At 40.3% G+C, this 13,042-nt stretch carries 12 protein-coding genes; all 12 read right to left on the bottom strand.

Features of this window, described 5'->3' with window-relative positions:
• Nucleotides 1-445: 445 nt before the first annotated feature.
• Nucleotides 446-1,492: a recombinase RecA gene (recA, locus tag ABE65_RS09010; protein ID WP_066393832.1), complete on the bottom strand. Its 1,047-nt coding sequence runs from the start codon at nucleotides 1,490-1,492 to the stop codon at nucleotides 446-448.
• Nucleotides 1,493-1,619: 127 nt separating this feature from the next.
• Nucleotides 1,620-2,861 (bottom strand): competence/damage-inducible protein A, encoded by a 1,242-nt coding sequence (locus tag ABE65_RS09005; RefSeq protein WP_066399967.1) that lies wholly within the window; start codon nucleotides 2,859-2,861, stop codon nucleotides 1,620-1,622.
• Between the two features lie 154 nt (nucleotides 2,862-3,015).
• On the bottom strand, nucleotides 3,016-3,594 hold the full coding sequence (gene pgsA / locus ABE65_RS09000; RefSeq protein ID WP_066393829.1) for a CDP-diacylglycerol--glycerol-3-phosphate 3-phosphatidyltransferase: 579 nt from the start codon (nucleotides 3,592-3,594) through the stop codon (nucleotides 3,016-3,018).
• A gap of 41 nt (nucleotides 3,595-3,635) precedes the next feature.
• A complete protein-coding gene (locus tag ABE65_RS08995; protein WP_066393826.1) occupies nucleotides 3,636-4,508 on the bottom strand; it encodes a helix-turn-helix domain-containing protein in 873 nt (290 codons plus the stop codon).
• Between the two features lie 18 nt (nucleotides 4,509-4,526).
• Complete coding sequence (locus ABE65_RS08990) at nucleotides 4,527-5,303, bottom strand: DUF3388 domain-containing protein (protein WP_066393823.1); 777 nt, start codon at nucleotides 5,301-5,303, stop codon at nucleotides 4,527-4,529.
• A gap of 134 nt (nucleotides 5,304-5,437) precedes the next feature.
• Nucleotides 5,438-5,695 (bottom strand): DUF3243 domain-containing protein, encoded by a 258-nt coding sequence (locus ABE65_RS08985; protein ID WP_066393818.1) that lies wholly within the window; start codon nucleotides 5,693-5,695, stop codon nucleotides 5,438-5,440.
• A gap of 69 nt (nucleotides 5,696-5,764) precedes the next feature.
• Nucleotides 5,765-6,490 carry an elongation factor P 5-aminopentanone reductase gene (gene ymfI, locus ABE65_RS08980; RefSeq protein WP_269148785.1) on the bottom strand — a complete coding sequence of 242 codons (726 nt, stop codon included), beginning with the start codon at nucleotides 6,488-6,490 and terminating at the stop codon, nucleotides 5,765-5,767.
• A 61-nt stretch (nucleotides 6,491-6,551) separates the two neighbouring features.
• A complete protein-coding gene (gene yfmH, locus ABE65_RS08975) occupies nucleotides 6,552-7,841 on the bottom strand; it encodes an EF-P 5-aminopentanol modification-associated protein YfmH (RefSeq protein WP_066393815.1) in 1,290 nt (429 codons plus the stop codon).
• Nucleotides 7,822-9,120, bottom strand: coding sequence for an EF-P 5-aminopentanol modification-associated protein YfmF (gene yfmF, locus ABE65_RS08970; RefSeq protein WP_066399962.1), 1,299 nt, complete (start codon nucleotides 9,118-9,120; stop codon nucleotides 7,822-7,824). The genes yfmH and yfmF overlap by 20 nt, the downstream gene beginning before the upstream one ends.
• A gap of 332 nt (nucleotides 9,121-9,452) precedes the next feature.
• Nucleotides 9,453-10,415: an ABC transporter permease gene (locus tag ABE65_RS08965; RefSeq protein WP_066393813.1), complete on the bottom strand. Its 963-nt coding sequence runs from the start codon at nucleotides 10,413-10,415 to the stop codon at nucleotides 9,453-9,455.
• Nucleotides 10,415-11,467 (bottom strand): ABC transporter permease, encoded by a 1,053-nt coding sequence (locus ABE65_RS08960; protein WP_066393810.1) that lies wholly within the window; start codon nucleotides 11,465-11,467, stop codon nucleotides 10,415-10,417. Before ABE65_RS08960 ends, ABE65_RS08965 begins: the two co-directional genes overlap by 1 nt.
• A complete protein-coding gene (locus tag ABE65_RS08955) occupies nucleotides 11,457-12,983 on the bottom strand; it encodes an ABC transporter ATP-binding protein (protein ID WP_066393808.1) in 1,527 nt (508 codons plus the stop codon). Before ABE65_RS08955 ends, ABE65_RS08960 begins: the two co-directional genes overlap by 11 nt.
• Nucleotides 12,984-13,042 lie beyond the last annotated feature (59 nt).

Here is a 13,042-nt window from a genome sequence, read left to right as displayed (position 1 = left end):
TATTCGCTATTTTGGAAAGCTGTTTGCTTATGCATCGCTGTTTTTGGAAGTAGTTTATTTTCAATTCAGATTGCTAGTTTTGGAAAATAGACTGTTTTAGACTTTGTTGCTCTTGAAAGTGTTGATTTCCGCTCCAGGTTGCGCGCTTTCCACGGGGCGTGCGGTGAGCCTCCTGCCGTTTTGCGCCATTAAGAGTCTCCACCTGACCGCTTCAAGGCTGTCTCTCTACTCCTGCGTCTTCGAGTTTATACTGACGAGTGAACTTCCTCGTCGCATGCCTGCCTTGCGAGAAGCTACTCATGTGGCAGGCAGGCAACCTTTCTCTACTATCAATTTGCAGATGGTGAGAATAAAAAAAAGCCAAAAGCAACAATCCTTTAAAAAAGAGCCTTTAGATAAGAGTCAAAAAAAGACTGGTCGCATTGACCAGTCTTTTACTTAATTGCTATTCTGTTAACTCAAACTCTTCTTCTAAGGAAGGGGCTTCTGCTTCAACCGTTGCTTTACCTTCTAATTGATAATAGTTGCGGATTTCAGCTACGATTGCTGATGCAATCTCAGGGTTTTCTTTTAGGAATTGCTTAGAGTTCTCACGTCCTTGACCTAAACGTTCGCCTTCGTAAGAATACCAAGCACCACTTTTTTGAACGATATCAATATCCGAACCGATATCGAGAATCTCTCCTTGATACGAGATTCCTTCTCCGTACATGATATCAACTTCAGCCGTTCTAAACGGAGGAGCTACTTTATTTTTTACAACTTTAATCTTTGTTTTGTTACCAACAACATCTTGTCCTTGTTTCAACTGTTCAGCACGACGTACTTCCAGACGAACGGAAGAGTAGAATTTTAGAGCTCTTCCCCCTGGTGTTGTTTCAGGATTCCCAAACATTACGCCAACTTTTTCACGAATTTGGTTGATGAATACCGCGATGGTTTTCGATTTATTAATAGCACCTGAAAGTTTACGAAGTGCTTGAGACATTAGACGAGCTTGAAGACCAACGTGAGAGTCACCCATTTCTCCTTCGATCTCAGCTTTAGGAACTAGGGCTGCAACGGAGTCAATGATTAAAATATCTACTGCTCCACTTCTTACAAGAGCCTCAGCGATCTCTAGCGCTTGTTCACCAGTATCTGGCTGAGACAATAAGAGTTCATCAATGTTAACGCCTAGCTTTTGTGCATATTCAGGGTCAAGCGCATGCTCTGCATCAATGAACGCGGCTTGTCCACCATTACGTTGTACTTCTGCAATGGCATGAAGTGCAACAGTGGTTTTACCTGATGATTCAGGACCATATACTTCGATAATTCTTCCGCGAGGGTAACCACCAATTCCAAGTGCGATGTCCAAAGTGATCGATCCGCTGGAAACTGTCGAGATTCTCTGTTCCGTTTGCTCACCCAATTTCATGATGGAACCTTTTCCGAACTGCTTTTCAATTTGGCGTAGAGCCATATCTAGAGCTGCTTTTCTATCGCTCATTCAATTCACTCCTCAAATTCATTTTTTCATGTATTTTTGTTTCATTAATTCTGTAACTTGCTACTTCTCTATCATATCTCTTTTTTATAGATTTGCCAATCATTTTACGAACATTTATTCGATTTTTTTATTGTCCTTCTTTGACCAATTGATTTAAATACCGAAATCCATGCTTAACTGTTCTTTCTCGAATCGCCTTTCTAGTACCTGCAAGTTTTAATGAGAAGGAATGTGTTTGATCATGTATTGAGATTCCGATGAACACTGTACCTGTCGGCTTGTCTTCTTGTGCCTCTGGACCAGCAACACCTGTAAAGCTGATACCGATATCTGCCTCTGTCTGACTTCTGATTTCTTCTGCCATCCACTCTGCGCATTGTGAGCTTACAACACCATGATCTGTGATTAAAGTATGAGGTACTTTAAGCATTGATTGTTTCAGTGCGTTCGAGTAAACGACGGCTCCTCCTTGATACACGGAAGATGAACCCGGAAAATCAGTAATGATCTTGCTGAAGAGTCCACCCGTCAAACTCTCGGCTGAAGCGATCGTCAGCTGATTATTTCGTAGAAGATCGAACGTCTGATTCTCAAGCGTTTCGTCATCATATCCATAGAAATAAGAACCTGTACGACTCAATACTTCTTGTTCCACTTCATCTAACAGTCTTTTTGCCTCAGTTTCTGAAGGGTGAGCTGCAGTTAGCCGAATCGTAACTTCATGTTCAGATGCTAAAGGTGCAATCGTAGGATTGCTTTGTTTCTCGATCAGATCCTGAAGCTTCGTTTCTAAGACAGATTCACCAATCCCAAAAAATCGTAATACTCTCGAATGAAACTTAGTCTGTACATCCATCTTAGAATAAAGATAAGGAATAACATAATTGTTAAACATCGGTCTCATCTCGCTAGGTGGTCCAGGTAGGAGTATACATGTGATGTTACGATGAGTAAACGCCATTCCAGGTGCCATACCATTATCGTTCGGGAGTACGGTAGATCCTTCAATAATTAGAGCTTGCTTCTTATTGTTCGGTGTCATCTCTCGATTGGTCTGAACGAAATAATTGGTTATATACTGAAGAGCTGCTTCGTCATGGACCAATTCCTTTTGAAATAATTTTGCGATCGTTTCCTTCGTGAGATCATCTTTTGTCGGTCCTAGACCTCCTGTAAAGATGATCAGATCAGATCGTGACATGGCTGTTTGAATAACGGATGAGAGACGGTTTTGGTTATCACCTGCTACTGAGTGATAAAAAACGTTTACTCCGATGTCTGCAAGCCCCTTAGAAATAAACTGAGCATTCGTATTTGCGATCTGTCCTAATAAAAGTTCACTGCCAACTGCTATGATTTCTGCGTTCAACACATACACGCTCCTTGATTGTATTCTCTCCATTCCTATCATTCAAACTTATATATTCTAAAAAATGGCTTTCATTTCTTTTTGTTTTCTGCGTTTTTTCTTACAGCTAATAAAAAAACAGGAGTTTTGTGCTCCTGTTTTTCTTCATTCTTGTTTACTTTGATTTTAATAAAATATGTTTGCTGTTCACGAAATACTCCCATCCAGAATATAAGGTGATCAGGGTTGCTGCCCAAAGACTGATCGTTGCAAACGGTAATCCGATCCACGCAAATGGAAGATTATGAAGCAATAGAGCTGAAATCGCAATAATTTGAATCCACATCTTTAGCTTACCCATCTGTCCTGCTGCAATGACCTCGCCTTCTGCGGAAGCGACAGCACGAATTCCAGTAACAGCGAACTCACGGCTTAGAATAACGATAACCATCCATGCAGGTGCAGCTCCAAGTTCAACTAACCCTACAAGTGCTGCTGAAACAAGCAGCTTATCTGCTAGTGGGTCTAAAAATTTCCCTAAATTCGTAACTAAGTTATATTTGCGAGCATAATAGCCGTCGACCCAATCTGTACTTGATGCAAAGATAAAGATCAATGCTGCTACAAAATGAGTGACTGGGAGTTCTTCACCCGCTATCTTCCATACTCCCCAATCAAAATCGCCCAAAAGAACGATCATAAAGAGTGGAATCAAAAAAATCCTTGAAATGGTAATCTTGTTAGGTAAGTTCAATGCAATTCCTCCAAAATACGGTCAAAATCAGTTTGTTCTAACTATTGTTGAGCCTTACGAATCACGATTTTCTGATGGATCAGTTCAGTTGCTGGAACAGGGTATGTGAAGGCTTCCCCATTTATTTTAATAGAAGTTACATGAGACGCGCCAATATTTAGTGTTACCTCTTTAGCAGAAGAAAGGTCGAAAGTTTCCGTTTGACCCTTTTTCATCTGATTATCAAAATAGCTTTTCTTAGTCTCATCTTGAATCCCTACGTAACTAGGACCTTGTGCACTAAGTTCCACAACTAATTCATCCGTATCTTTCAGATCATAAGTTGTTACTTTTCCGATGGTTTCAAGTTTTGTTAACGTTTGTTTTTTCTCTTCTTCTTTTGGAGCGTCAGATTTTTCATCCTTATCTTCAGCTGCATCTTCTTTTTCTTTCTTTGGTGCATCTTTTTTCTGCGGCTTGTTTTCATCAGCATCCAATAGAACACCTGGTGCATCATTGCCGCTTTTCGCTTGATCATTTCCGTCAGGAAGGAGCTTCCATACGACAAAGAGAATGACTACGATCAAAACTCCAATAAGTATGATCGGTACCAACCTCTTTAAAAGGGAATGATCATCGGATACACCTGATCGCTCTCTTTTTGAACGCGGTTCAAACTCTGTAGTTGGTTCTTTTGCCGATTTAGGTATCTCATGAGCATATTCATCAAAGATGGTCTCATAATGCAACCCTACAGCTTCACAATAATTTTTAATGAACGCTCTAGCATAAAACGATCCAGGAAGTACTTCATACTTTCCTTCTTCAATGGCTACCAGATATCTTTTTTGAATCTTCGTCGCTGTTTGAAGTTCTTCAAGTGACATTCCTTTTTCTTCACGTTTTTCTTTTAATAACTTACCGAGTTCTGTCAACCTTCCCACCTACTTACGTCATTCTAAATTTCCGAATCCTGTTTGATCTTGTTTCAGAGCTTCATATGTAATTTCTTCATCACGATGACTCTTTAGCTCGATAATATAGTCAAAATCATCAAGTGTATATTCCGTTTGCTGAACAAAAAGATCAGGATGTTCCACAACTTTCGCTGCAGGAAGCCTCATGATCTCTCGTATGAGCTGCCAATGTTTATCGTTCATATTACGAGCTGAAACGGCACCATCAATAATAAAAACGTGGTCAGAATCGTATTCGTCATCCGCAAGCATGCTTCTAACGGTCTGACGCAACAACGTGGATGAAATAAAGACCCAACGTTTATTCGCACAAACACTGGATGCTACGATACTTTCCGTCTTTCCAACACGCGGCATGCCTCTAACGCCGATTAATTTATGTCCTTCAACTTTATATAATTCAGCTAAAAAGTCAACTAATATACCAAGTTCATCTCTTATAAAACGAAACGTTTTCTTATCATCCGCATCGCGTTCAATATATCTGCCGTGTCTAACAGCTAGACGATCACGAAGCTTCGGTTTTCGAAACTTGGTTACTGTAATGTTGTCCATTGAATCTAAGATCGATTGAAGCCGGTTGATCTTTTCTTCGTTATCAATGATCAGAAGCATTCCACGCCGCTCATTATCAACACCGTTAATCGTGACGATATTAATACCAAGCATACCCAACAAGGAAGATATATCCCCTAGGAGACCCGGCCGGTTTTTATGTATCTCATACTCTAAATACCATTCTTGCTCTCCCATAATTCATCTCCTTATTCTTTCAAAATGAAACAAAATTCTACATCTATTCTTGTTTCTAATAATAAATGATTTCAATTTATTATGAAAGCAAAATAAAAGGATGTTAAGAAAAAATTCTTAACATCCTTCACCATTTAGCGGCTTCCGTCGTTTTGAACTAGCTTGACCATCATATTAGCGATGGCGTGTCTTTCGTTTTCATCGGCCACTTTCCAAAGATCGGCAAGAACTTTTTCTTCCTCGTTTTTTGGTTCAACGTGGTTCGCTAAGTAGCCACCGATCTCAGTTGCTAAGTTCGAAATCGTATCGTGGTTCATACCTTCGTGTTCCGCGTGATTTAAACGCTCTGCCAAGAAATCTTTCCATTGACCAAAGTTGTCTAATACAGACATGCTGTCTCCTCCTTCAAGGTTGATACAGCATTAATATCTCTTAGTTTCACCCTTTTTATACATGTTTTTTTAAGTAAACCACGATCCGTTTATCGAAAGGATGTGACCAGAGATATAATCTGCTTTTTCACTCATCAAAAATTCAACAGCATGAGCAACTTCCGAAGGTTCTCCAAACCGACCAGCAGGAATATCCTCAGACAACGAACGTTTCTCCTCATCAGTAAATTGGTCCATCATAGGAGTGGATATGACTCCGGGAGAGATACCGTTCACTTGAATATGACTCGGAGCTAATTCTTTTGAGAGTGCTTTAACGAACGTATTCATTCCACCTTTTGCTGCAGAATAGACCGTTTCACATGCAGCCCCTACTTCTCCCCAAACAGAAGAGATCATGATGATCTTTCCAGATTTTTTTTGAATCATGTTAGGCACGATCGCCTTCGATAGTGAGATCGCACTTAAAAGATTCAACTGCATCGTCTCCGTTATTGATTCTTCAGTAAAATCCGTGAGAAGGCCAAAATGAGCAGAACCAGAGTTATAGACGAACACATCTAGGGTTTCCTGAATTTGATTCCATAGAACGGTTGATCCTCCTGCAATAGACAGGTCAGCACATACAATGGAAACAGGTACTCCATATTTTTCCTTCAGTTCGTTCTGAAGTGATACTGCAGCTTTTAGATTACTGTTGTAATGAAGAAACAACCGAAAACCTTTTGATGCTAACATATGACTGATCTCGCTTCCGATCGCTCCGGATGCTCCTGTGACAAGTGCATTTTTCACTGTTAATCCCCTCATTGCTCTAAAAAAACACCCTACCTCAGCAGGATGTTTTTTTCATTTATTATGACTTCTTTTTTTGCACTTGGCAAACGGTCATCGCTTCTTTTTTAAAGTGATTCTGTAAGACTTCCTCAACATCGCGCACCGTAAGTGATTCGAAAACCGGAATCACATCAAAGAGGTCCATTTCATTAAACGCATAACGAGTGAACTGATTTGCAATAAACTCCGGTGAGTTCAATGATCTTAAAAAAGCACCGATCTTCTTTTTACGAGCCCGATCAAATGAACCTTCATCGATCGACTGTTGTTTAAAGGCTTCAACCATCCCAGAGATTCTTTCAACAAATTCATCTGGAGATCCAGTATCTCCTCCGAGCATGCTGAATCCAAATCCATTCTCTTCGGTGTAATCAAAAGAGAACGTCTGATCGATCAATCCTTCTTCATACAACGTTTCATAATTCGGAGAGCTTTTTCCGAACATCATCTCCAAAAGAAGATTTACACTGAGTTCATGTTTCATTAACTCTTTTCCTTTGCGATTAGGGGTAGCTTCTTTATAACCCATATAACACTTAGGAGTCTGCACGGTCATCTCGATCACTTTCTTTGTTTTTGCAACCGTTTTTGGCTCTTCATCAAAGAAACGTTCGATGTGTTCTTTTTCTTTAAACGTTTTTTGTGATTGATTATCTTTTACGAAATTTAATATATCTTTAGCATCTACCGGACCCACAATAAAGAGGATCATGTTGCTAGGGTGATAAAACGTTTCATAACATTCATACAGATCATCTTTTGTGATCTTAGCGATGGATTTTTCAGTTCCAGCGATATCGATCTTTACTGGATGATGGTGATACATATTTTCGATCAGGCCAAAATAAACGCGCCAATCTGGGTTGTCATCGTACATTCTGATCTCTTGACCGATGATTCCTTTTTCCTTCTCGACTGTCTTTTCTGTAAAATATGGTTCTTGTACGAAGTCGATCAAAGTCGTCAAGTTCTTTTTCACATCGCCCGTTGTTGAAAACAGGTAAGCGGTTCTGTTAAATGTCGTGAATGCGTTAGCAGACGCCCCTTGTTTACTAAAATCTTGAAAGACGTCTCCATGCTCTTTTTCAAAAAGTTTGTGCTCCAGAAAATGTGCGATCCCATCAGGAACTTTTACATTTTCATCTTTCCCTAATGGTTTAAAGTGATTATCCACTGACCCATAATGCGTCGTAAACGTAGCATACGTCTTATTGAAGCCTTTCTTTTCAAGAACATATACCTTTAATCCGTTCGGCAGTTCATCATAATGCAGCGTTTCGTCTAATTGATCAAACGTTTTCATTCCCATTCGTGCCAGCTCCCTTCAAGAAGAAAATGGTATCAAGTGTTACTTTTTTAGCTACGGCAACCACATCATCTTTTGTTACTTTTTTTATGCCTTCCATCCATTCTTCAATGGAACGATTTGTTCCGGCAACAACATTGTGATACAGCACTTCTGATAGACCGATCGGGTGGTCGATCGTCTCTAACACTTGGTTATTGATCATCGCCTTCGTCTGTTCGAATTCAGAGTCTGTGATATTCCCGTTCTTCATTTCTTCATGCTGTTCTTTAATAATTTTTACAGCCTTCTCATAATTGGCAGTCTCAATTCCACTCATGACAAATACTGCACCTTTATGGCTCTCGAATCGAGAAGCTGCATAATAAGCCAAACTTTCTTTTTCACGAACGTTCATGAACAATTTAGAGTGAGAAAATCCGCCAAAAATGCCGTTAAACACTTGTAGTGCGAAATAATCATCATCTGCATAAGTGGTATACGTGCGGTAACCCATGTGTAGCTTTCCTTGTTGCACATCCTGCTCTTCAAAGATTTCCTTAACTTCTGAGATCCTTTTTTCATCTGCAGCATTCACTGCTTTAGTCTCATCTTCTTTTCTATCTTTTGAAAAACGGAAATGCTTACTAACCTTGTCAACCATCTCATCTGTTGAGATATCTCCGATCACATAAAGATCGATCTTATCGTTTTTGATCACTTCCTGATAATAATCAAAAAGTTCTTTAGATGAGATCGAATCTACTTCATCACCGTTTCCATACACATTCAAACGGTAAGGCTCTGAGTCGTACATCTCTTCTAAAAGTCGTTTGTTTGCATAACGCATCTTATCATCATAGATGGATTCGATCTGTTGTTTCAGACTGCGTTTCTCTTTTTTTACGATTCCCTCTTTAAACACGTCCCCTTCAAGTGCTGGGGCTAAGAGAACTTGTGATAAAAGATGGAAAGCTTTATCAAGAACAGGTTCTGAATTGGATAAAAATTTCTCATTTGCTACTTCCATTCGAATACTGATCACTTGATTCTCGCCTTTTTTGGAAAGATCAGCATTTAATGTAGCTCCATAAAGGTCGTCCAAAGCACTTCTCAGCTCTTTTGAAGAAGGAAAATCCTTTGTACCACTCTGTAACACATAAGCAAGCAGCGCTCGCTTTGTAACGTTCTTTTCATTGATTGGTTCTTTAACCTGTAGTATAAACGATGTGGTCTTATACTTTTTCGTTTCTATCGTATGTACAGTCATTCCGTGGAGATCGGTCGTTTTATGATTAACAATTCCCATTGGATAAGTACCCCTTTCATTATGTCTACGTTCTAGTTTACCCATTTTCGATACCTGACATGACATTCCTCCTTATAAAACAAAAAAAGTCCGCCTTCTGGCAGACTTTTTTATTATATGATATTCAAAGATGTTTTTAAAAGCAGTTGATCTTTGTTCAAGATGCTCGCTTTCTGCAGTGCAGGCGGTGAGCCACATTTGTGCGTTCTCACTTTTAAGTCTCACACCTTCCACTACATTCAACAACTGTTCATAGAAGATAATAAAATAGATAAATTAGCAATTCCAATATAATCTAAGGAGATATCGTCAGAAGTATCTATTTTTTATCTTTTTCCTTTTTCATAAGGTGTTCCTAGAGCTTTCGGAGCATCCGCACGTCCTACAAGCCCTGCTAAAGCTAGTATCGTAAGAACGTATGGTGCGATAAGCAAGAATACTTTCGGGATATCTTGCAGACCTGGAATCTGTGCTCCAGAGATACTGATCGCTTGTGCTAGACCAAAGAAAAGGGCAGCTCCTAAAGCGCCAAGTGGATGCCATTTACCGAAGATCATCGCAGCTAGAGCCATGAAACCTTGTCCTGTGATCGTAGAGTGCGTGAAGTTCCCTGAAATAGAAGCCACATAGACAGCTCCACCTAGACCAGCTAGAGCACCACTCAATAAAACGCCCACATAACGCATCTTTTTAACGTTGATTCCCATCGTATCTGCAGCCATTGGATGTTCACCTACTGACCGAAGGCGAAGACCAAATGGGGTTTTGTATAGAACATACCACACGATTAAAGCAACGAATACGGCTAGATAAGAAGTCAGATAGGCATTTGAGAAGAATAGTTTTCCGATCACCGGAATATCTGACAGAAACGGTATATCACTTTTAGAAATACGCTGTGAGATGACAGGTGTTTGTCCCGCATTAAAGATTTTCTTCGTTAAGAAGATCGCGAGTCCAGCAGCCAAAAAGTTGATCGCTACACCACTAACAACTTGATCTGCTTTCAGTGAGATACTCGCAACAGCATGAATAGAAGCAAATAGTGCTCCAACGATCATTGCAACCACAAAACTTACCCATGGAGCTGCACCAGCTAATCCAAACTGTTCGCCGTAATAGATCGTTACGGCCCCTGTAAAAGCACCAAATAGCATTAAGCCTTCTAATCCGATATTTACAACTCCTGAACGTTCACTAAAGACTCCACCTAGAGCAGTAAAGATTAAGGGAGCGGCTGAAACGATAGCAGCAGGTATGATTAGTGCTAGAATATCCATAAAACTCATCAGATCTTACCTCCTCTGTTCACACGGTTCATCAACCAATGAACAAGATAGCTGCACGCAACAAAGAAGATGATTAAAGCAATAACGATTCCAACAAGTTCTGTCGGAACTCCAGCCATAGCTTGCATATTCAGTGCACCAATCTTTAGTCCGCCAAACAATGCAGCACCTAAAATAACACCGATCGCACTGTTAGCACCTAGAAGTGCAACAGCGATCCCATCAAATCCTACTCCGGTAAATCCGGCATTGATCGTCATATATTGATACGTACCTAGACCTTCCATACTTCCTGCAATCCCTGCAAATGCTCCTGAGATCGCCATAGAAAGGACGATGTTTTTTGAAACGTTGATTCCAGCGTACTGAGATGCATGCTGGTTGAACCCTACAGCACGAAGCTCATAACCCAGTGTTGTTCTCCATAATAAGAACCACATGATTACTGCTGCAACGATTGCTACGATAATTCCATAGTGAAGCGTAGAATTGTCTGTAAGCTCTTGCAAAAACGGTGAAGCAAGAGAAGCTGATTCTTTTACATTCTCTGTTCGCTCACCTGGTGCAAGCATGAAATTACGGATAATTTCATTCGTACTATAAAGTGCGATATAGTTCATCATGATCGTCGTAATTACTTCGTGAACTTTGAAACGTGCTTTTAAGATACCAGGAACAGAGCCCCATAGTGCACCAGCGACTCCAGCTGCTAGAATGGCTAGAGGAATATGAATGATCGCCGGGGCATCAACAAAAATCCCCACATAAACAGCTGCTAGCCAACCGACTAAAAGCTGTCCTTCGACACCGATATTAAATAAACCTGTTCTAAAAGCAAATGCTACAGCCAAACCTGAAAGAATAAGAGGTGACATCTGTCTGATCGTTTCACCCATATAATAGGATCCACCAAAAATCCCTTCGAATAGAGCAGCATATGCTTCAATCGGTGGATATCCGCTGATCAGCATGATAATGCCGCCGATAAGCAGTCCTAAAAATACGGAGATAAGAGGCACTAAAAATTTCATTTTGTTTGTATTATTCTGCATGAACGGTACCTCTCTTTCCTCCAGCCATCAATAGACCCAGTTCTTGTTCTGTTGTTTCTTTTGGGTTTACGATCGCAACGATCTTTCCTTCATACATGACTGCGATTCGGTCACTAACGTTTATGATCTCATCCAACTCAAAAGAAACGAGCAGTACAGCCTTACCATTATCTCTTTGCTCGATCAGTTTAGAGTGGATGAACTCAATCGCTCCAACATCTAGACCTCGAGTTGGCTGAGCTGCGATCAAAAAGTCGGGATCTCTGTCCACTTCTCTAGCGATGATCGCTTTTTGCTGATTTCCACCAGATAGTGCACGTGCTGGTGTATAGGCATCTGGTGTACGAACATCGTACTCCTCGATCAACTTTTTAGCTTTATCAAAAATCGGCTTAAAGCTCAAGATGCCAGATTTAGAATATGGCTTTTGATAATAGGTTTGAAGAACCATGTTCTCTCCTACTGAAAAATCCAATACAAGTCCGTGTTTATGTCTATCTTGCGGTATATGGCTCAAACCGTTCTCTGTTACACTTCTAGGAGACTTATTCGTAATCTCTTTATCTCGCAGATGTATCGATCCTTCGTGTACTTTATGAAGACCCGTGATCGCCTCTAATAGTTCAGATTGACCGTTTCCGTCAACTCCTGCGATTCCAACGATCTCTCCAGCATGAACAGTCAAGTTCAAGCCGTTTACCGCAGGTACTTTTCTGCTATCATGAACGACAAGATCTTTGATCTTCAATACAGCTTCTTTAGGATCCGCATCTATTTTTTCAACTTTAAAGTTTACTTCACGGCCAACCATCATCGCCGCTAGTGAATCAGGGTTAGAATCGCTAACATCTACCGTACCAACGCCTCTACCTCTTCGTATTACCGTACAGCGATCACAGACTTCCATGATCTCTTTTAATTTATGAGTGATGAGGATGATAGACTTTCCTTCACTAACAAGCTTTTTCATAATCTGAATGAGTTCTACGATTTCTTGAGGAGTTAAAACGGCTGTCGGCTCATCAAAAATGAGAATATCCGCTCCTCTATAAAGCGTTTTCAAAATTTCTACACGTTGCTGCATACCAACTGAGATATCTTCTATCTTTGCATTAGGATCTACACGAAGTCCATATTGATCTGAAAGAGCTTGTACTTCTTTAGCCGCTGTCTGAAGATCAACTTTCCCACCTTTTGTAGGCTCTTTTCCAAGAATGATATTTTCGGTAACAGTAAACTTATCAACGAGCATAAAGTGCTGATGAACCATCCCAATACCAAGCGAGTTGGCAATATTCGGATCATTGTTCACCACTTTATTTCCTTTTACGAAGATCTCCCCTTGTTCAGGCTCATAAAGACCGAACAACACGTTCATTAACGTTGATTTACCTGCACCATTTTCTCCTAGTAATGCATGAATCTCCCCTTTTTTAACTTGAAGCGTGATGTTATCATTCGCGACGATTCCAGGGAATTCTTTTCGGATATTGCGCATATCGATTACATATTCCATATTCTTGCTCCCCCCTTATTGCATAAGGAAGGACTTGGCTTATGCCAAGTCCTGGCCTG

The sequence above is a fragment of the Fictibacillus phosphorivorans genome, from assembly GCF_001629705.1.
GTDB classification, from domain to species: domain Bacteria; phylum Bacillota; class Bacilli; order Bacillales; family Fictibacillaceae; genus Fictibacillus; species Fictibacillus phosphorivorans_A.
Note: the sequence above shows the minus strand (reverse complement) of the source record. Positions and strands in the feature narration are given on the sequence as shown.

Bases quoted from the DNA above. Each gene is read 5' to 3' on its own strand.
- recA (WP_066393832.1), bottom strand. From the start codon at position 1,492: ATGAGCGATAGAAAAGCAGCTCTAGATATGGCTCTACGCCAAATTGAA.
- ABE65_RS08990 (WP_066393823.1), bottom strand. From the start codon at position 5,303: ATGGGAGAGCAAGAATGGTATTTAGAGTATGAGATACATAAAAACCGG.
- ABE65_RS08985 (WP_066393818.1), bottom strand. From the start codon at position 5,695: ATGTCTGTATTAGACAACTTTGGTCAATGGAAAGATTTCTTGGCAGAG.
- yfmH (WP_066393815.1), bottom strand. From the start codon at position 7,841: ATGGGAATGAAAACGTTTGATCAATTAGACGAAACGCTGCATTATGAT.
- ABE65_RS08965 (WP_066393813.1), bottom strand. From the start codon at position 10,415: ATGAGTTTTATGGATATTCTAGCACTAATCATACCTGCTGCTATCGTT.
- ABE65_RS08960 (WP_066393810.1), bottom strand. From the start codon at position 11,467: ATGCAGAATAATACAAACAAAATGAAATTTTTAGTGCCTCTTATCTCC.
- ABE65_RS08955 (WP_066393808.1), bottom strand. From the start codon at position 12,983: ATGGAATATGTAATCGATATGCGCAATATCCGAAAAGAATTCCCTGGA.